This window comes from Bacteroides faecis, assembly GCF_020091505.1.
Classification (GTDB): domain Bacteria; phylum Bacteroidota; class Bacteroidia; order Bacteroidales; family Bacteroidaceae; genus Bacteroides; species Bacteroides faecis.
Window position 1 is genome coordinate 1801988 of sequence record NZ_CP081916.1, and the last position, 20574, is coordinate 1822561.

Consider the following 20574-nt stretch of genomic DNA (forward strand, 5'->3'; position numbering starts at 1 on the left):
ATCTTTTCTCTTAGAGTAAATAAGTTATTCTGAGAGAAAAGATTGCATAATATAAAGACTAAATCTTGTTAATATGAAAATAATGCAGTTACTTTACTGCGTTTTTGGATATCGAAAGATTTTTATTTACTAAAAGTTTGAAAATTATGAAGAAGAATTTATTGTATTTGTTTATGCTGGTTTGTTCAGTTGGTTTGTTTACCTCTTGTGGTGACGATGATGATGACAATAATGACAAACCAGATGTAGCTGGTACCTATGCTGGAAATTTGGGAGTTACAATTGATGATAGCGATCCTATTACTTCATCTCAGACGATTGAGTTGACAAGCCCGGCTGAAACTAAAATAAATTTCACGTTAAAGAACTTTATTCTTCAGGCAGGTGCAGGTGGTGAAGCTGGTCAAACTCTGCCTGTTGGAAATATTAAGATTACTGATATTGATTTGGTTGGTAGTAATGGTAACTATACATTTACGAAAACATCTAATATTAAAATAGAAGCAGGTGATCAAGCTGGTATTAGTGAAGAACAATGGTTGGGACCAACATTATCCGGAACTGCTGGTATTCCTATAACTGTAAAAGGTACAATCACAGGAAATGATATTAAATTGAATATTACTATTCCTTTTATGAGCATGAATATTGCAGTTCAGTTCTCTGGAACTAAGAAGTAAGTTTCTGATATTGTATATATTGATATCTGCATAAATAAGAAAATACGAAACTCTGACGGGTTTCGTATTTTTTTATTGTAGTAACTTGTAGTTCTTAAAGATGACTTCGGTATTCTTCTTATTTGTCCTTATGCTTTCTATTGGTTTTGTATCCATTTTTGCTATTTTCAGTAGCAAGATTTAGTGTGCTTCTACTTATTTCTTTTCTATTTCTAATATCTGAATATGGCACTCTGTTATTTCTAAAATACTTCAGATAGGCATTTTGTCTTAAGGATAGATCACAAATATAAAAAATAGACCTTGTGAGACCTGGAATAAGGGTGTTACTTTGTGATTAAACTTGCTACAGAATTGATTAATTAATTAAATATTAGAATAATGAAGAAAAATTTGTTGTGTTTATTTATGCTGTTATTCTCGGTTGTACTTTTCACTGCATGTAGTGACGACGATCCACAACCGATTCAGGATGGAGAATTTGATGGGGTATATTTAGGTACTCTTGATGTAGATGCAGGTGATTTGGGAGAGGTGAATGATATTCCTCAGAAGATTTACATTTTTAAGAATGGTGAAAATCAGTTAAAGATGCAGTTGAAGAAATTTACATATCCGGGAATTGGTGAATTAGGTGATATAGAATTAGATGGTATTAAGGCTGTGAGAGCGGGGAACGGTTGTACATTTACAGGTACGGGCACTGTTACCTTATCTCCGGGTGTGTGCAATTTAGATGTTTCCGGTTCGATAAATGATGGAAAGCTATCCATGAATATTAAGGTCAAGGTCGCAATTTTCAATATTGATGTTAATTTTGACGGAACTAAAATGGCTGCAGATAAAAGTTCGGAAGCTGATATTCTGACTTTTACTTTTGATAATGATATGGTAATAGGTGAACCGGTAATTGATGGCACTGATATATCTTTTGTTATTTCAGATGATATGACTAGTGAACAATTGAGTACATTAGCTCCTATATTTACAATCTCAAAAGGAGCAGTTGTAGACAAACAAAGTGGTGTTGAACAGGATTTTACCCAGCCTGTTGTTTATAATGTTACTTCTGAAGATGGCATTGTGAAAAAGCAGTATACAGTTGCCGTTGCAGGAAAGGAAAAAGAAATAAATCTCAATGAATGGACAACTGTTAAATCAGAAACAAGTGGTTCAAAAGAAACTTATGAGACACCCGTAGGAAAATTTGGTACTAGTAATCCTGGCTTACTGACAATCAATGATATGATTTCGTCGGTGGAACTTCCTGCTTTGGAATATCCGGTGGCTCCTGTTGAGGGAAAGGAAGGAAAAGCTGCCCAGATCAAGACTATTTATACTTTTATTTCGTATGGGGGAATGGATTTTAATGCTGCTTTGAATGGTTTGATTCCTTATGTAACTTCTGGTTCTCTTTTTACAGGGTCGTTTAAAACAGATATGGGGAATCCTTTGAATAGCACGAAGTTTGGTATTCCGTTTGTTGGTGAACCGGTTACACTTTCCGGTTGGTATAAATATAAACCAGGTTCAGTATATTATGATGATAAGAATCAGATTGTTGATGATAAAACGGATGAATGTTCTATTTATGCCGTATTGTATGAAGAAGTTTTAGATGATGAAGGTAATAACATAGCATTAACGGGAGATTATAAAAACAAAGAAGTCTATATTGGCAGTTCATCACGTATAGTGATGCGTGCAACATTAGAAAATGGTGGGGAAGTAAATGACTGGACTGAATTTACAGCTTCATTCAAACTTTTGGAGAATAAGACGTATGATCCTTCTAAAAAATATTATTTGGCAGTGGTCTGTGCTTCAAGTGCTGAAGGTGATTATTATCAAGGTGCTCCGGGTAGTACATTAATCGTTGATAATTTGAAGGTTACTTCTAAGTAGCATTAGCACTTCAGAGATTAACTTTTGATTGAAACGGAAGTTTCCGAAACAACAACGGCTAATTCTAATCTTCTTCGATTTGGAATTAGCCGTTATTATTTTATTTAGCTACTTCTTAGAACGCATACCCGAACCCTATATTCAAATAAATAGGATACATAGCAAATGAGATAGTGTCGAAATCCTTCTTGAAGATATCGTTCAATCCCCATGTTAAGTCAGCATATACGTTCAGGTGTTTGAATGCTCTCCATTCACCGCCTAACTGCATTCCCCATTGGAATTTACGCAGATTATCAGAGAAGTCATACGTGGCAATACTTTCACCCGTAAAATCCACTCTCGAACCTGTTTCATTCGGGCTACGCAGATGTCCTTCGTATACATGACCGGAGAAGTTTCTTTCGATAAGATAAGAAACGTACGGTCCTGCTGATACTTTCCAACGGTTACTGATTTTGTAGTCAGCCAATACCGGGATAGTAAGGTAAGAGTTTTTGACTTTCGTCTTTACACCTCCAGTCCATAAACCTTTCAGTTCTCCACCGTTCGTATTGAATATCTTCATACCGTAGTTTTTTACGGTAGCTTCTGTGGTCATACTTTTGTTTTCAAGACGCACACCTACTGTCATACCCCACTTTTTCTGTTCGTCGAACCATTTAGTGGCATTTCCTTCAATCGAAATTGCTATGCTAGGGGCATAGCTGTCAATGCTGCGTATTTCTTCCGGCAACGGGAGCGGTGCAGTACCGCCAATGCTGAATCCGGCTTTTATGCTGTATTCCCATCCATGCAGATAAGAGTATATGATACCTTGATTCCTTTCATTTTGAGCATTCACGGTGTGTGATAAGAAAAGAAGCAGGCAGGCGATGCTGAATATTTTATATGTTATTTTCATCTTCATGTATTATTAATAGATTATTATTGCTGATTTGTGGAAGTAAGCTTCACTTCATCTATATGGAGTGTGCTTCCCACTGCTCCTTCGAAACTCGCTCCATCTACACTTGATGAGAATACGATGGCAAGTTTGTAAATTCCTTTGTCTAGTTTATCCGGATTGATAGATTTTCCCGGCTTTAATTCAAAGTCGAGTGTGAAAGGTTGCCATGTGTCGGTTTCAGGCCAATAGGTACCTGATGCTTTTCTAGCCAGCATCACAATGTTGGAAGATGTCAGCGAATTAGCACCATCGAGGAAACTGACGTTTTCGTCTGCTTCGTACAATACTCCGTAAATATCGCAATGGTCCTGTCTGCCTTCTACTACTGTACCGTTGGAAGTGAACTGGCTTCCGGCTTTGAATTTATAATGTCCTTCCAGTTTTACAGGGTAATAGAAGAAAGGAAAACCGAAACGAGTAGCTTTCATCGCGTCGACAAGAGCATTGGCTGTATCAAATGAACCGATGAATAAGTTACCGGCTGCGATTGGCATTTTTACCATTGTGCCGAAACTTCCGGTACTTTTCGTTTCCAGTTTCAGGCATTTGCCTCCGTTCACTCCTCCAGTGACCTGTACGGTAGGAAACTCCGTAGGGTTTTTAGCCATTGCAGTCAGATTAAATCCAGGATTTCCACTTGCCCATTCCAGACGACGGACAACATATGATCCATCTGTCCCTTCAGTGTTGTCTTGTTCGTATAGCACATGGAAAGGATTATCCGAACTCAAATTCTCGAAATGATAGGTATCGGGCATTTCTGTTTGCCAGAGTGTGATATTGTAAGTCGCTTCAAATGATTTGTTTTCAGATGTTACTTTGAACTTTCTGGGATTCTCAGCCTTAAAATTATATGAAGCGATAGACGGGTCATCACCATCGTGTGAGGTAACCGGTGCGATAGTAGCTCCTGTCGGAAGTTGGAAATTGATATTCACCTTTGCCAGATCGGCGGCTTTGGAAACATATAATTGAATGGTAAAGTTCTCAAAGTCAATGGCAGCTTGTTGTACATCACTACCTGTACAGGCATCAATGGCTGCTTCTGAGTTTAGCGCTTCATCCTGTATACAGGAAGATGCTGCACATGCAAGTATGAAACAGGCTATTAAAGTCTTAATTTTCATGCGGTTTAATCTTTTTAGTTACTAATTCAGTCTCTTTTTATAAAACTCGGGTGCAAAGTTAAGTTTCTTTTTGAAATCTAGCGCTCTGTTAGTGAGGGAATTCAATAAAATTAGAGCCTTTTATAAAAATAATGTGGGCTAAGGTTAGAAAAAGACCTTTCGCAGCAGGGCGTTCAATATCTTATTCATAGTGATTAAAACCGATGTTTTATTGTCATCTGTCAGCTTTTAGTAGGCAAACTATTATAAATAAGATAATTATCTCCTGACAATACCCCCTGATAATACGGCTGACAATAACAATTGTCCATTCTATTGTCAGCCGTATCATGCTGTTATTCCAGTTTGACTACTTGATAAAGAGTCCCTTTGTAAGTATGCTTGGAGGGTATACCGCATTTTTGCAGAAGTCTTCCAAAGTGATATACTTTGCTGGAAGACAGGGGTATGCTACTCTTTTTCTGCAAGTAGTTGAGTATTTCCATTGGTGACAGATATTCTCCCTCGCCTTCCTTTTGGGCTCCTTTGAAGTATTGGTGGAATAATTGAAGAATAGCAGGAGTTTGCTCAAATTCGCGGTTGTTTTCCGTCATGATTTTTTCGTCTTCGCTGTCGAACCAGTAGCGTTCGCCGTGATAAATCTCATGCATTGCCTGTGCGTAGAGTTGCTCATAGTCTATCGGTTGGGTGGTGTCAATGACTCCTGTCACTTCGACGCAGATAAAACGACGGCTTCCTGAAGGATCAGTCAGCAGGTCTTTTTGGTTGCTCGTGCCGATAAAGGAGGCATACCGCTGTAATTCCTGTACCAAACTGCCGTGGGGCTTTCGCAAGTTGACTACAGGTTTCTGGAGGATATGCTTTAAAAATCCCTGTTGAGTAAGAGTCACCTGATCAAACTCATCGATGTTGATCAGAGCAAAGCGGTTCAGATATAGTTCTGCATCCCGTTTACGGCTGAAATCAATGCTGTCTGTGTAGTAGGCGCGAAGTGCGGGTGGTATAAGCTCCCGGCAAAATGTAGATTTATGGGTTCCTTGCATGCCTACCAATAGAGGAGATGTGCTATTAGCGTGTTTCTGACCTATTCCACGCCAGTGAGCCACCATATTCAGAAACCAACGGTGGAAAAGCATTCCCCAATAAGGATTTTTGCAAGGCACTCTGCTTGCCAGTGCCAGAATGTGGTCTTTTCCGTCCCAACGGGGCAGGCTGAACATAAATTCCTCCAAAGGATTGTAGACAGGTACCCGGTTCGAATGCAGATAGCGGTCTATATCCCTGTCCCACACTGCGATCCCTTCGGATTGGGCATCGAGCATGATACTGTTCTGTGCCCGTTTGTCAATGGCGCTGAAGTTGAAACGGAAGGAGACGCGTTCGCGGTATTCCACTTCTCCGATCTGCGTATTGTGCCGGAACTCATAGCGGCGTTCCATAAACTCTTCCATTTGCAGGTTAAGGCGTTGTTCTTTAGTCAGACAGTCTTTCCGGTTGAATCCTTTGCATTCCTGATATACATTTTTGATCATTTCGCGCAGCAGCATGGCATCGTTTAACTTGTAGAAGCGGGTGAGAGTGCGCCGTGTCACTTCTTCTTGCGGTATTCCCGAATGAAAACAGTTTTCCGCCAGACGGACGACTAATGCCTGAGGATCGTCATTCCAATGCCATTCCACTTCCAGTTCTTCGAATGTCTTTCGCACAGCGGCTTCGTATAGCAATGCTATCGCATCTTGCGTGGCATATCCCGGTACAGTGCGGTTGAGGGGAGAACTTTCGGCAATCGTCTTTTCCCTGTATGTCGTTTCGCCGGGCATGCTGACGGGCTGTGATAAATAGAATGGGACAGGATCGGGACGATAAAACAGGTCGGGATCATAGCTGAGGCGTGAGTATTGTTCAAGTTTCGGTTCTTTCAGCAGAAGGTTGAAGGGGATTTGCGGCTGATAACATTTAATGGCGAGTCGGTAAGCGTGCGCCTGAAATATTTCAGCTTCTTCCGCTGTCTGGGGTAACTTACCGTCCGGACGGGTGAAGCGAGTCCAGATTTTGACGCTTTTATCGCTCGAACCAGCAAAAGCCAGCATGGTTTGTGGTAGTTCCGCTGCTTTTCGTTTTACCAGGGCTATTTCTGCTTTTCCTGCCAGCGGACCGACCGTTAATTCTACGATACCATTGTAAGTTTTCATTTTCTTCACACCGTTTACGCGTCCGAAGACTGCGGCAGGAATTATTCTGGGCAATTTGTGGGCAGCTGAGCAAGGTTCACCGGGTAAGACAAAATGCAGGGCTTCGCGTAGGCCGGATACCGGACGGAGTTTAGTCTCTTTCTTCATTTTCTCTATCAGTAGGTTGATATCCATCACGCTTAACGCTTCCGTATCTCCGTTTTCTCTGCTCTCCCTGATTTGTGTAATCTTCATTTTTCTATTTTGATTTTTCTTGATTTAATTTTGTTTGTATCAGGCATCGAAGGTACGGATAATATGCCGGTGAAACAAGCGTTTGCGCTTTTATTATTGAGAAATTTCGCGCGGTCTTTATCTTTTACAATAGTGCGGTCTGAAGGGCAGGGAAAGTATAGCGGACGAGGAGTAGAAGGTATGCTTTGCTTGTGCCACGCCTTTGGCATGCTTGTGCCACGCCTTTGGCACGACTGTGCCATCGCAGTGGCACAACTGTGCCAAGCGCTTTGCACAACCATTTCAGAGGTTTGGCACAATCGTTTCCGTAGGTGGCACAACCGTTCTGTTAGCTTGTCACAAACCATATGGATACTTGAACGGGAAACAACGAAAGGAGAGATGTTGGTGACAGTGTGAAATGAAGGCTCTTCTCTTGTGCGCACAAAAGAGTAGATTCTTACTCCTTGCAGTCGTCTGAATGACATAGCTGACCATTTCTCATTGGTATTCGTCTGAATGACAGAACCAAGTGATAGCAAAAAATATATTGATACGCTTTAATGTGAGGTATATCGGAAATTTCCCTCACTCCATATGCTTGACAGTAAAATGGTACTATTGCTATTGTCAGCTTATTGTCAGGGCTTATTGTCATGAGGTAATCTGTTTATTATAAGACTGTTATATGTGAAAAGCTGACAGATGACAATAGAAATCTATATTTAATCATTATGTAGATAATACGAATTGTGATATACGAATTAATGCATAAATGTGCGGAAATGAAGAATGATGAAGAGAAATGATAATTGAAAATAAAAAAGAACACTTAATCAGTTACAATGAAAACAATTATTCTTATATTTACAGAGTATTGTTAACCCAAGGACCCAAAAGAAATGAAAACTAAAAAGGGATTACTTAGACAAACTGGGCAATTAGTAGCTTTTGTTGCCATTGTTTTATGCAGTTTCACGCTATCTGCATGCGGTGATGATGACGACGACGACATTACTGCTCAGTCCATTGTCGGTAAATGGATATTAGAAAAAGGAGAATATGCAATGACCAACCCAATAACTGGGGAGGTCGTTCGGGGAACTTATAATAGGTGTCCGGATGGTAGACAAGTTTACTATCATTTTAATGAAAAAGGTGTTTGCACCTATACAGAAGCAAATTCTGATTATGGACCGAGATTAACCGAATATGTTTATGATCACGAACAACAGCTCATAGCAGTAGGAATAAGTTTCTACCGAATCACTCAGCTCAGTTCCACACAATTAGTATGGGAAAAATTAGATGCTGCTGATGATGTTAATTATCTATTTAGGGAAACCTTTGTACGCGAATAAGACCGGAAACTGAAAAAGCCGGTCACGATCTCCTATCGTAACCGGCTTTTATCCTATATGTTAACCTAAGACCTATAAAACCTTTCTGCTATTAATCACACGCATTGCTGCGGTATAGTATTCGCACGGAACCGAAACGAGTATACCTTTCAATCCATTGTCTTTCATTGAAGCCTCGATATACGCTGCTTTCAGAAGACTCTTCACACTGGCCACCTCCCAGGGACTACCAGCAAAAACATTGACCTGAGAAATCTTTCTACTTGTAATCATATTCTTTTGTGTTTTGGTTTTTACTGTCGGCAAATATAAGAAGGGAAAATTATATATGAGAGCAATTTTGAGTCATAAAAGTATAGAAATGATGCATTGGTCTGATTTTAGCATAAATTGATCAGTTTGTAGTATTGGTACCAAAAGAAATCCTCCTTATGCTGTTTGAGAGAACAGATAAGGAGGATTTTATCGATGAGTCGGCTGTTTTTTGCTTATTTCTCGTCGTTCTTGCGAATCTCCACGCGGCGAATCTTACCGCTGATCGTCTTTGGCAGTTCGTCAACGAACTCAATCACACGCGGATATTTATAAGGTGCAGTCACTTTCTTAACATGGTTCTGCAATTCTTTGATCAATTCTTCTCCGGCGCGTGCTTTATAGTCTTTAGACAATACGATAGTTGCTTTCACTACCTGTCCGCGAATCTCGTCGGGCACTCCGGTAATAGCACATTCTATCACGGCAGGGTGTGTCATCAAAGCGCTTTCTACTTCGAAAGGACCGATGCGGTAACCGGAACTCTTGATTACATCGTCTGCGCGTCCTACAAACCACAAATAGCCGTCTTCGTCTTTCCATGCAACGTCACCTGTGTAGTAAATGCCGTCATGCCAGGCTTCGTGTGTACGTTCCGCGTCGCGATAGTATTCTTTGAAGAGTCCGAGAGGTTTGCCTTTGCTGGTGCGGATTACGATCTGACCTTGTTCTCCCGCTTCTACAGAGCGGCCTTCGTTGTCTATCAGGTCCACGTCATATTGTGGATTGGGCAATCCCATACTTCCCGGTTTCGGTTCCATCCAAGGCATGGTAGCTACTGTCAATGTCGTCTCAGTCTGTCCGAAGCCTTCCATCAGCTTGATGCCTGTCAGTTTCTTGAAAGTCTCGAATACGGCAGGGTTCAGAGCTTCTCCGGCGATGGTGCAATACCGCAATGAGGACAGATCATATTTGGTCAGATCTTCATGAATAAGGAAACGGAAGATAGTAGGAGGTGCACAGAGTGAAGTCACCTGATACTCTTGTATCTTTTCCAGAATAGCTGCGGGGGTGAACTTCTCATGGTCGTAAACGAAGATGTTTGCTCCGGCAATCCACTGTCCGTAGAGTTTGCCCCATACTGCTTTTCCCCAACCGGTATCGGCAATGGTGAGATGGAGACTGTTCTCGTCCAGATTGTGCCAGAAGCTACCGGTAACGATATGACCTAACGGATAGGTAAAGTCATGCGCTACCATTTTAGGTTCACCGGTAGTACCGGAGGTGAAGTACATCAGTGAGATGTCATCATTCGTATTGGCATGTCTCGGACGGACGAACGGAGCAGCGTTCTCGATGCCCTGATGGAAATCTTCGAATCCTTCCGGAACTTCCGGACCTACACTGACTAACTTTTCTACGCTCGGACACTCAGGAAGAGCATCTTTGATGTGTTGCAATACGATTCCTTCACCGGCAGCTACAATCATTTTGATGTCGGCGGCGTTGCAGCGGTAGATGATATCTTTCTTTGTCAGCAGGTGGGTTGCAGGAATAACTGTGGCTCCCAGCTTATGCAAGGCGATGGTGCTGTACCAGAACTCGTAGCGGCGTTTCAGAATCAGCATCACCATATCTCCGCGACCGATGCCGAGGCTCTGGAAGTAAGAAGCCGTCATGTCCGTATAGCGTTTCATGTCGGCGAAAGAGAACTGGCGGCTTTCGCCCCGGTCATTGGTCCAGAGTAAGGCATTCTTGTCGGGTTGTTCGGCTGCCCAGGCATCTACTACATCGTAACCGAAGTTGAAGTTCTCCGGAACATTTATTTTCAGGTTCTTGATAAAATCCTCTTGTGAGGCAAAGTTAGTCTTTGCTAAAAATCTTTCTACCATAATGTTATTACATAATTACTGCCAGAAAACGTACCGTTTTGCCATCGAGCGCTTTCATGCCATGTGGAAGTTTTGAGTTGAAATAGATACTGTCACCTTGGTTCAGGATGATTTCCTTACCTTCAATGTTGATAAGCATACGCCCTTCGAGCACAAGATTAAACTCTTGTCCGTTGTGGTGGTTGTAATGAATAGGCTCGTCGTCTCCTTTGGGTTCGACAGTAACGATGAACGGATCGGCTGTGCGATTCATAAAACCGGCTGCCAGTGATTGGTATTTGTAGGCTCTGGTGCGTTCGATGCTCGTGCCTTTGCCGGCACGGGTGACAAAGTAACTGCTCATTTTCGGTTCTTCGCCAAACATCAGTGCATCCAGTGCAATGTTATAGGTGCGGGCTATCTTTTGTAACATGCTGACGGAAATGTCGTAATCTCCTGTCTCTGCGAGCCGGTATTCCTCGGCAGAGATGTCACAGTCGCGGGCGATGTCTTCAGACGTTAGTTCCAGTACGTCACGCAATCCGCGAAGACGCTCTGCGATTTGTTTAATTTGATCATTCATACAAGTGGTTATTTTTTTATAATTAATAATTTTGCGGTATTATTTGGATGCCTTCATCGCCTTGATAACCGCGGAAGTAAATCCGTTGTGTTCCAGTTCGTTGATTCCTTTGATGGTGATTCCGCCCGGAGTGGTCACCTTGTCTATTTCCACGCTGGGATGAGTATCATTATTCAGAATTAATGCGGCGGCTCCTTTGACAGACTGGGCTACCATCTCCATGGCATCTTTAGGACGGATGCCCATTTCGATACCGGCTTGCATGGCAGCCTGGATGTATTTCAATACATAAGCGATGCCGCAGGAAGTTAGTGCCGTGGTAGCTGCTATCTTTTCTTCGGGGATGAGCATAGACATTCCCATTTCATTGAACAGCCGGAGCATGAACTGGTTTTGCTCATCGTTTGTGTTGCGTGCTGCGATAAGCGTCATGCTTTCCAGTTCGCTGATGGCAGTGTTGGGGATGAGGCGGAACATCGGCATTTCGGGTGCTATCACAAAGTGTGCAAGCTCTTCAAAGCTAATGCCGGCTGCTACAGAGACGAGAGTTTGTCTGCTCTTTAGCTTCAGCTCACGCATCACCGGTTCCATGAACCATGGCTTGACCGCCAAAATGACAATATCTGCTCCTGCAGCAGCTTCTGCGTTATTCTGAGTTGTGGAGATGCCCGGAAATTCTTCTTTCAGCTTTTCCAGTTTGCCTGCGCTGGGATTGGATACAATGATATCTGAGTCTGCTATCAGACTTCCTTTTGCCAGGCCGCGGGCTATAGAACCACCCATGTTTCCTGCACCGATAATAGCTATTTTCATATGCGCTTATTTTTTATGGATTCTTACAGACAAAGGTAACGGTAAATTGCGAAAAAACAAAAAGCAGCCCGGATAAGAAAAATATTTCTGTATGAGGCTGCTTTTTTGTCGGCTGTTTATTAATCAAATGAGCGATCAGAGTACTCTCTTGAAGCGGGCAAGGAATTCGTCCGCTTCCTCCATGCTGAGGCAGAGAGGGGGTAACAGACGAAGTACGTTTGTACCGCTTGCTCCCGTAAATACATGCTCATCATAGATGAGTCGGCTGCGCAGTTCTTTGATCGGTTCTTCAAATTCGAGTCCGATCATCAACCCGCGTCCGCGTACTTCTTTGATTTGCGGAAATTTCTTGAGTTCTTCCAGCAGGTAATTACCGACTTTAGCGGCATTTTCCACCAGATGGTCCTGTTCAATCACATCCATTACGGCAAGAGCTGCCGAGCATGCCAGGTGATTTCCTCCGAATGTAGTTCCCAATTGTCCGTAGACGGGTTTGAACATCGGACTGATCAGTACACCTGCCATCGGGAATCCGTTACCGATACCTTTGGCTACAGTGATAATATCCGGCTGGATATGATTGTATTGGTGAGCAAAGAATTTACCGCTGCGACCGTATCCGCTCTGTATTTCGTCCAGAATCAGGATCGTTCCGGTTTCGGTACAAGCGTTGCGAAGTTCCTGCATGAATTCGGTAGTCGGTATTTTGATACCGCCCACTCCTTGTATTCCTTCGATGATAACAGCGCATACGTCTCCTTTTGCCAGTTCCTGTTTCATCGCCTCGATATCATTCAAGGGAAGATAGGTCACATGTCCGTTGTTATTGATCGGAGCAATGATGGAAGGATTGTTCGTAGCCTCTACTGCCAACGAAGTACGTCCGTGGAAAGCCTTGCTGAAGGACACTACTTTGGTACGTCCGTTATAGAAAGAAGCCAGCTTCAGCGCATTCTCATTGGCTTCGGCTCCGCTGTTGATCAGAAACAGGGAATAGTCTTCGTAACCGGAGATTTTTCCCAGTCGTTCCGCTACCTGTTGTTGCAGCTTATTGATCACCGAGTTTGAATAGAAACCAAGGGTTGCTACCTGATTGCTGATCATCTCCACATAGTGGGGATGCGCATGTCCGATGGAAATGACGGCATGACCTCCGTAAAGGTCCAGATATTCCGTACCATTCTCATCCCATACCTTACAGCCTTGTCCTTTGACTATATTGATGTTATATAAAGGATATACGTCGAATAATTTCATAATTCTTCTGTTTTTAGAAAGCGGAAGGTTTCAGCCGTAATCCTACGGTTTCTTCCAGGTTGAACATCAGGTTCATGTTATGAACTGCCTGTCCGCTGGCGCCCTTCAGCAAGTTGTCGATGCAGGAGATAATCAATAGTTTGTCACCATGTTTCTCCAGGTGTATCAGACATTTATTTGTATTTACGACTTGTTTCAAGTCTATATTTTTATCTACGATATGAACGAAGGAGTCTTTGGCATAATATTCTTCGTACATGCGAATGATCTCTTCGAGTGCTACTTTGGTTTTCACGACAAGAGTGGCAAAGATGCCGCGTGGGAAATCGCCCCGATAAGGGATAAAGTCGATCTCTGAATCGAAGCTGTTTTGCAGCTGTTTCAGTGATTGCTTGATTTCCGGCACATGCTGATGATCGAATGCCTTGTAGATGCTGATGTTATTGTTACGCCAGCTGAAATGACTGGTAGCACCGGGTTTCACGCCGGCACCGGTACTTCCGGTGATAGCATTAACTGAAACATCGTCTGTCAACATCAGATTCTTGGCCAGCGGAAGCAAACCTAGCTGGATGCAGGTGGCAAAACAACCGGGATTGGCTACATGCTTCGCCGTACAGGTAGCACGGCGGTTCAGTTCCGGCAGACCATAGATGAAATCATGATCGTCACTCTTGATGCGATAATCCATCGAGAGGTCGATGATCTTCAAATCTTCCGGCACGTTGTGGCTTTCCATAAATTTCTTCGTGTCGCCGTGGGCAGTACAGAAGAAAAGCACGTCGATAGCGTCCAGGGGTAACTGGTCGGTAAATCTCAGGTCTGTTTCTCCGTATAGTCCTTCGTGTACGTCGGTAATTTTGTTTCCGGCATTACTGCTGCTGTTGATAAATACGATTTCAGTTTCCGGATGGTTGAGCAGCAGACGGATTAATTCGCCTGCTGTATATCCTGCGCCACCAATGATTCCTGCTTTAATCATATCTCTTCGTCTTTATGGTTATTGTAGTAAACACGTAGCGGAGTAGAAGTCACCTTAATAAAGCCTTTCGCATCTTCGGCTGTCCAGCCTTTCTGCATCTCGCCATATTCGCCAAACTTCGTTTTCACGAGGTCATCTTCCGATTCTACGCCAACGGTAGAGAAAGAAAGCGGACGGAGTTCGAGGATTGCCGTACCGTTAACGTTACGTTGGCTTTCCTGAAGCATAGCTTCGATATCACGCATTACCGGTTCGAGATACTGGCTTTCGTGGAGGAACATTCCGTACCAGTTGGCTACCTGATCTTTCCAGTATTGCTGCCATTTGCTCAATGTGTATTTCTCGAGGAAGCGGTGGGCACCGATAATCAACATCGGAGCTGCTGCTTCGAAACCTACACGGCCTTTGATACCGATAATCGTATCGCCTACGTGCATATCGCGTCCGATACCGTATGCCGCACCGATTTCTTCTACTTTTTGTATCGCTTTGATCGGATCGTCGAATGTTTCGTCGTTGACAGCTTTCAGTTCTCCCTTTTCGAATGTCAGGCGAAGCTGTTCACTACCTTCTTTTTCTACATGTTTCAGGTAAGCTGTTTCCGGTAATCCCTGTGCGGAGTCGAGGATTTCGCCACCACAGATGGATGTACCCCACAAACCTACGTTATAAGAGTATTTCAGCTTGGTAAAGTCTGCACTGAAACCATGTTTGTTCAGATAGTCGATTTCTTCCTGACGGCTCAATGCCATATCACGGGTCAGCGTGATGATTTCTACATTCGGAGCCAGTACAAGGAAAGTCATGTCAAAACGAATCTGGTCGTTACCTGCTCCGGTAGAACCGTGGGCAATGGCATCCGCACCGATTTCGTTGGCATAACGTGCGATGGCCAACGCCTGGAAGATACGTTCCGAGCTGACGGAGATCGGGTAAGTACCATTACGCAGCACATTTCCGAAAACCATATATTTCAGACTCTTTTCGTAGTATTCCTGAGTAACGTCCAATGTTACATATTTCACTGCTCCCAGTTTGTAGGCGTTTTCTTCGTTTGTCTTCAGCTGTTCTTCGCTGAAACCGCCCGTATTGGCACAAGCTGCATATACTTCGTAACCTTTTTCTTTAGCGAGGTACATGACGGTGAACGATGTGTCCAGTCCGCCGCTGAATGCCACCACTACTTTTTTTTTCTTTTCTTCCATAGTGCTGTATATATTAAATGTTATTTCTTTCTTGTTCTTTTTTTATGTTCCGCGGGTCTGTCGGATCGTACAGCATGGCTGTGCAGATGCAGAACTTACGGTTTTTAGCCACCAGTATATCGTGGTTGGTGCAGCCTTCGCATCCTTTCCAGAAAGCCTCGTCGTCTGTCAGTTCATTGAAAGTGACGGGGACATATCCTAGTTCGGTGTTCATTTTCATCACTGCGGCTCCGGATGTCAGACTGAAAATCTTAGCTTTCGGCCATCGGAGACGTGCCAGTTGGAAAGATGCTTGTTTGATGCGCTTTGCCAATCCTAATCCGCGAAAATCGGGATGTACAATCAGACCGGAGGTTGCTACGTATTGCTTGTTTCCCCATGATTCGATATAGGTGAAACCTGCGAATGTGTCGCCACAGAGCGCGATTATTGCTTTGCCCTCTTTCATTTTAGTCGCTACGTATTCGTGTGTGCGCTCTGCGATTCCGGTTCCTCGTACGGCAGCAGCATTTCTGATAGTTTCCAAAATAGTGTCAACGTAAACCTCATGTGAGGCGTCGGCTACCATAACATCTATTTGTTGAGTGTCCATTTCTTTATATATAATATAGGTATAGTTATTCGATATTCGGAATGATGAGCGACAAAAGCTGACGTACTTTGCTTGTGGCTACTCCTTCACGCAGAACCAGCATGATGGTATCGTCACCGGCAATGGTTCCCAGAATCTCGCTGAACTCATTGTTGTCGATATCATAAGCCATGCTGCTGGCGTAACCGGGACGGGTACGGATAACAGCTATATTGCCGGAAAACTGTAGAGAGATAAATCCATTGTTGCGCAACATCTCACCGGCACTCTGGTCAGTGGAACGTTTATACATGATGTTATTCGGCAATACATATACATACTTACCGTTCATACTTGCAGCTTTGGCTACTTTCAGTTGTTTCAAGTCGCGGGAGAGGGTGGCTTGTGTCAGTTCGAAGCCTTCACGGTTCAGCTCTTGCAGCAGTTCTTCCTGCGAGCCTACCTCCTTGCTTGAGATAATCATTTTGATGGCGTCTAACCGATTTGCTTTCTTCTTCATTGCATAATTATTCTAAGAATGGCGCAAAATTATGCATTATTTCGGAAAAAACATGCATAAATCATGCTTTTTTTGCATAAAAAGTAAAATTTATACTGATGTAAGGTTTGGCTATGCAGATTTGTGTCAAAATGCACATCCTTTCTATCAAAATGTGTAAGGAAAAGGAGGAAGGAACCGCCTATCTTTGCAATGTAGGTAAATGGATACCTTAAATATATAGACAAAATACCATGAAACAGAACTTTTTTGCAGTCGACCTGGGCGCAACAAGCGGCCGTACAATCTTAGGCTCTTTTATTGAAGGCGGATTAAATCTGGAGGAGATTAATCGTTTTCCTAACCACTTGATCGAGGTGGGTGGACATTTCTATTGGGATATTTATGCATTATACCGTCACATTATCGACGGATTGAAATTGGTAGCTCACCGTGGCGAATCTATTGCCTCTATCGGTATAGATACATGGGGAGTAGATTTCGTCCTCCTTGGAAAAGACGGAAACCTGCTTCGCCAGCCTTATGCATATCGTGATCCGCATACGGTAGGAGCACCGGAAGCCTTTTTCTCTCGTATCTCCCGTAGCGAGGTATATGGTAAAACTGGTATTCAGGTAATGAATTTTAATTCACTTTTCCAATTAGATACTTTGCGTCGCAATCATGACAGTGCATTGGAGGCAGCAGACAAAGTTCTGTTTATGCCGGATGCGTTGAGCTATATGCTGACCGGGAAGATGGTAACTGAATATACCATTGCTTCCACTGCCCAATTAGTGAATGCACATACGCAACGTCTGGAACCGGAGTTGCTGAAAGCAGTCGGACTGAAAGAAGAGAATTTCGGTCGTTTTGTCTTCCCGGGTGAGAAGATAGGAACATTGACTGAAGAAGTGCAAAAGATAACAGGATTGGGGGCAATTCCTGTGATTGCGGTGGCCGGACATGATACCGGATCTGCTGTAGCAGCTGTTCCCGCACTTGATCGTAATTTCGCATATTTGAGTAGCGGTACTTGGTCGCTGATGGGGGTGGAAACAGATGCACCGGTGATTACTGCTGAAACAGAGGCTTTGAATTTTACGAATGAAGGTGGCGTAGAAGGCACAATTCGCCTTTTGAAGAATATTTGTGGAATGTGGTTGCTGGAACGTTGCCGTCTGAATTGGGGAGATACAAGCTATCCGGAATTAATTACCGAAGCGGATTCGTGTGAACCATTCCGTAGTTTAATCAATCCGGATGACGACTGTTTTGCAAATCCTGCGGATATGGAACAGGCTATTCGTGAATATTGCCGGACTACTGGGCAGCCGGTTCCTGAGCAACGTGGACAAATAGTACGTTGTATCTTTGAGAGTCTGGCTTTGCGTTACCGTCAGGTGTTGGAGAACTTGCGTGCGCTTTCTCCTCGTCCTATCGAAACTCTGCATGTGATCGGTGGCGGTAGCCGTAATGACTTGTTGAATCAGTTCACTGCCAATGCTATCGGCATTCCGGTTGTGGCAGGACCGTCTGAGGCTACAGCTATCGGTAATGTCATGATTCAGGCAATGACGGTGGGAGAGGCGACGGATGTTGCCGGTATGCGTCAGTTGATAAGCCGTTCAATTCCGTTGAAGACTTATCACCCACAGGATATGGCAGCCTGGGATGCGGCTTATATCCATTTTAAAAACTGCGTTCGATAAATTCCGGAGAATCAAGAAATAACCGACAGAATAATATTAACTTTTAATAATAGAATATCATGAAAAAAGAAGAAATGATCCAGAAAGCGTATGAGATTGCTGTTGAACGCTATGCAGCAGTAGGTGTAGATACTGAAAAGGTACTGAAAACCATGCAGGACTTCCACTTGTCACTTCATTGCTGGCAGGCTGATGATGTAACGGGATTTGAAGTGCAGGCAGGTGCACTGAGCGGAGGTATTCAGGCAACCGGTAATTATCCGGGCAAAGCTCGCAATATAGATGAACTGCGTGCCGACATTCTGAAAGCCGCTTCTTATATTCCGGGTACACACCGTTTGAACCTGCACGAAATCTACGGAGATTTTCAAGGTAAAGTGGTAGACCGCGATCAGGTAGAGCCTGAACATTTCAAGAGCTGGATTGAATGGGGTAAAGAGCATAACATGAAACTCGATTTTAACTCTACTTCATTCTCACATCCGAAATCTGGTGATTTGTCACTGTCTAATCCGGATGAGGGCATCCGTCAGTTCTGGATTGAGCATACCAAACGTTGTCGTGCCGTTGCCGAAGAAATGGGTAAGGCGCAGGGTGACCCGTGTATCATGAATCTTTGGGTACATGACGGAAGCAAGGATATCACTGTAAACCGCATGAAATATCGTGCATTGTTGAAAGATTCTTTGGATCAGATATTTGCTACTGAATATAAAAACATGAAAGACTGTATTGAATCAAAAGTATTCGGTATCGGTCTGGAAAGCTATACAGTAGGTTCCAATGACTTCTACATCGGTTATGGCGCATCCCGTAACAAGATGGTAACTTTGGATACCGGTCACTTCCATCCGACTGAAAGTGTTGCCGACAAAGTATCCTCTCTTTTGCTTTATGTGCCCGAATTGATGTTGCACGTAAGCCGTCCGGTTCGTTGGGATTCCGACCACGTAACCATTATGGATGATCCTACAATGGAACTGTTCAGTGAAATTGTTCGTTGCGGTGCATTGGAACGCGTACACTACGGTCTCGACTATTTCGATGCTTCTATCAACCGTATCGGTGCTTACGTTATCGGTAGCCGTGCTGCTCAGAAATGTATGACACGTGCTTTGCTTGAACCGATTGCCAAGTTGCGTGAATACGAAGCTAACGGTCAGGGCTTCCAGCGTCTGGCTCTGCTTGAAGAAGAGAAAGCGCTTCCATGGAATGCGGTATGGGATATGTTCTGCTTAAAGAACAATGTGCCGGTAGGCGAAGATTTCATTGCAGAAATCGAAAAGTACGAAGCGGAAGTAACTTCTAAACGGTAAGTTATGGATATTCTAATTGGCTTATTGATTATAGCCATCGGTAGCTTTTGCCAGTCCAGTTCCTATGTGCCTATTAATAAGGTGAAGGAATGGAGCTGGGAAAGCTTCTGGTTAGTGCAAGGTGTGTTTGCCTGGTTAGTGTTCCCGTTTTTGGGATCACTGTTGGGGGTACCTGCAGGAGGCAGTTTGTTCGACTTGTGGGGAGCTGGAGGTGCTGGAATGAGCATCTTTTATGGTATATTATGGGGAATAGGCGGATTGACTTTCGGACTTTCCATGCGTTATCTGGGCGTTGCGCTCGGACAAAGTATAGCATTGGGTACTTGTGCCGGATTCGGAACTCTTTTTCCTGCTATCTTTGCCGGAACTAACCTTTTCGAAGGTAACGGATTGATTCTTCTTTTAGGTGTTTGTATTACGTTGGCGGGTATTGCTGTTATCGGTTATGCCGGTGGCTTGCGTGCGCAGAATATGAGTGAAGAAGAAAAACGTGCTGCCGTAAAGGATTTCGCATTGACCAAGGGATTGCTGGTGGCGCTTCTTGCGGGTGTGATGAGTGCCTGCTTCGCTTTAGGGCTGGATGCGGGAACTCCTATCAAGGAAGCTGCTTTGGCAGGTGGAGTGGACGGACTTTATGCCGGTCTTCCTGTAATCTTCCTGGTGACTTTAGGCGGATTTCTGACAAATGCCGCTTATTGCCTGCAGCAGAATGTAGCTAATAAGTCTGTCGGTGACTATGCCAAAGGTAAAGTCTGGGGCAACAATCTTGTGTTCTGTGCGTTAGCTGGTGTACTGTGGTACATGCAGTTCTTCGGACTGGAAATGGGTAAGAGCTTTCTTACGGGAAGTCCCGTGCTGCTGGCTTTTTCGTGGTGTATCCTGATGGCATTGAATGTGACATTTAGTAATGTATGGGGAATTATCCTGAAAGAGTGGAAAGGAGTGTCTACCAAAACGATCACAGTATTGGTTTGTGGTCTGGTGATTCTGATTTTCTCTTTGGTGTTCCCGAACTTGTTTTAAAATTTTAGGCATGGATAATACGGATAACGCGGTTTTAATACATGGCTCTTTAACCGTGTAATC

19 protein-coding genes are annotated in these 20574 nt (G+C 43.5%); 7 read left to right on the forward strand and 12 right to left on the reverse strand.

The features are described 5' to 3' along the window. Positions 1-146 precede the first annotated feature (146 nt). On the forward strand, positions 147-680 hold the full coding sequence (locus K6V30_RS07245; protein ID WP_055269152.1) for a calycin-like domain-containing protein: 534 nt from the start codon (positions 147-149) through the stop codon (positions 678-680). Positions 681-1061: 381 nt separating this feature from the next. Further along, positions 1062-2585: a PCMD domain-containing protein gene (locus K6V30_RS07250; RefSeq protein ID WP_055269153.1), complete on the forward strand. Its 1524-nt coding sequence runs from the start codon at positions 1062-1064 to the stop codon at positions 2583-2585. 115 nt (positions 2586-2700) lie between these two features. Here K6V30_RS07250 and K6V30_RS07255 read toward each other — a convergent pair whose 3' ends face one another. From K6V30_RS07255 to K6V30_RS07265, 3 genes are all read right to left on the reverse strand, one after another. Further along, positions 2701-3489: a porin family protein gene (locus K6V30_RS07255; RefSeq protein WP_055269176.1), complete on the reverse strand. Its 789-nt coding sequence runs from the start codon at positions 3487-3489 to the stop codon at positions 2701-2703. 23 nt (positions 3490-3512) lie between these two features. Next, on the reverse strand, positions 3513-4661 hold the full coding sequence (locus K6V30_RS07260) for a PCMD domain-containing protein (protein WP_055269154.1): 1149 nt from the start codon (positions 4659-4661) through the stop codon (positions 3513-3515). Positions 4662-4996: 335 nt separating this feature from the next. Continuing rightward, positions 4997-7087 carry a BT4734/BF3469 family protein gene (locus tag K6V30_RS07265; protein ID WP_010536398.1) on the reverse strand — a complete coding sequence of 697 codons (2091 nt, stop codon included), beginning with the start codon at positions 7085-7087 and terminating at the stop codon, positions 4997-4999. A 132-nt stretch (positions 7088-7219) separates the two neighbouring features. Between K6V30_RS07265 and K6V30_RS07270 the strand changes: the two genes are divergently transcribed. Both K6V30_RS07270 and K6V30_RS07275 read left to right on the forward strand, forming a co-directional pair. Then, positions 7220-7486, forward strand: coding sequence for a hypothetical protein (locus K6V30_RS07270; RefSeq protein ID WP_139147250.1), 267 nt, complete (start codon positions 7220-7222; stop codon positions 7484-7486). A 482-nt stretch (positions 7487-7968) separates the two neighbouring features. Next, a complete protein-coding gene (locus tag K6V30_RS07275) occupies positions 7969-8427 on the forward strand; it encodes a hypothetical protein (RefSeq protein ID WP_055269157.1) in 459 nt (152 codons plus the stop codon). 72 nt (positions 8428-8499) lie between these two features. Here the strand turns inward: K6V30_RS07275 and K6V30_RS07280 are convergent, their stop codons facing one another. The 9 genes from K6V30_RS07280 to K6V30_RS07320 form a co-directional block, all read right to left on the reverse strand. Further along, complete coding sequence (locus tag K6V30_RS07280; protein WP_055269177.1) at positions 8500-8700, reverse strand: DUF2007-related protein; 201 nt, start codon at positions 8698-8700, stop codon at positions 8500-8502. Between the two features lie 215 nt (positions 8701-8915). Then, positions 8916-10571 (reverse strand): AMP-binding protein, encoded by a 1656-nt coding sequence (locus K6V30_RS07285; RefSeq protein ID WP_010536402.1) that lies wholly within the window; start codon positions 10569-10571, stop codon positions 8916-8918. A 7-nt stretch (positions 10572-10578) separates the two neighbouring features. Next, positions 10579-11133 (reverse strand): helix-turn-helix domain-containing protein, encoded by a 555-nt coding sequence (locus tag K6V30_RS07290; RefSeq protein ID WP_010536403.1) that lies wholly within the window; start codon positions 11131-11133, stop codon positions 10579-10581. Between the two features lie 39 nt (positions 11134-11172). Then, complete coding sequence (proC, locus tag K6V30_RS07295; protein ID WP_010536404.1) at positions 11173-11946, reverse strand: pyrroline-5-carboxylate reductase; 774 nt, start codon at positions 11944-11946, stop codon at positions 11173-11175. Between the two features lie 135 nt (positions 11947-12081). Beyond that, positions 12082-13203 carry an aspartate aminotransferase family protein gene (locus K6V30_RS07300; RefSeq protein WP_010536405.1) on the reverse strand — a complete coding sequence of 374 codons (1122 nt, stop codon included), beginning with the start codon at positions 13201-13203 and terminating at the stop codon, positions 12082-12084. A 13-nt stretch (positions 13204-13216) separates the two neighbouring features. Beyond that, positions 13217-14185 carry an N-acetyl-gamma-glutamyl-phosphate reductase gene (gene argC / locus K6V30_RS07305; RefSeq protein ID WP_010536406.1) on the reverse strand — a complete coding sequence of 323 codons (969 nt, stop codon included), beginning with the start codon at positions 14183-14185 and terminating at the stop codon, positions 13217-13219. After that, the gene (locus K6V30_RS07310) at positions 14182-15390 is read right to left on the reverse strand and encodes an argininosuccinate synthase (RefSeq protein WP_010536407.1); all 1209 of its coding nucleotides are present in this window, start codon (positions 15388-15390) and stop codon (positions 14182-14184) included. The genes argC and K6V30_RS07310 overlap by 4 nt, the downstream gene beginning before the upstream one ends. A gap of 13 nt (positions 15391-15403) precedes the next feature. After that, complete coding sequence (locus K6V30_RS07315; RefSeq protein WP_008762698.1) at positions 15404-15982, reverse strand: GNAT family N-acetyltransferase; 579 nt, start codon at positions 15980-15982, stop codon at positions 15404-15406. Between the two features lie 25 nt (positions 15983-16007). Next, positions 16008-16481 carry an arginine repressor gene (locus K6V30_RS07320; RefSeq protein ID WP_008762699.1) on the reverse strand — a complete coding sequence of 158 codons (474 nt, stop codon included), beginning with the start codon at positions 16479-16481 and terminating at the stop codon, positions 16008-16010. Positions 16482-16714: 233 nt separating this feature from the next. Here K6V30_RS07320 and rhaB point away from each other — a divergent pair, with 233 nt between their 5' ends. From rhaB to rhaT, 3 genes are read left to right on the forward strand one after another with little or no spacing between them, the layout of a single operon-like run. Next, positions 16715-18172 carry a rhamnulokinase gene (rhaB, locus tag K6V30_RS07325; RefSeq protein WP_022301692.1) on the forward strand — a complete coding sequence of 486 codons (1458 nt, stop codon included), beginning with the start codon at positions 16715-16717 and terminating at the stop codon, positions 18170-18172. A gap of 59 nt (positions 18173-18231) precedes the next feature. After that, positions 18232-19488 carry an L-rhamnose isomerase gene (locus K6V30_RS07330; protein WP_010536410.1) on the forward strand — a complete coding sequence of 419 codons (1257 nt, stop codon included), beginning with the start codon at positions 18232-18234 and terminating at the stop codon, positions 19486-19488. 3 nt (positions 19489-19491) lie between these two features. Then, positions 19492-20511: an L-rhamnose/proton symporter RhaT gene (rhaT, locus tag K6V30_RS07335; protein ID WP_010536411.1), complete on the forward strand. Its 1020-nt coding sequence runs from the start codon at positions 19492-19494 to the stop codon at positions 20509-20511. The last annotated feature ends 63 nt before the right edge of the window (positions 20512-20574 follow it).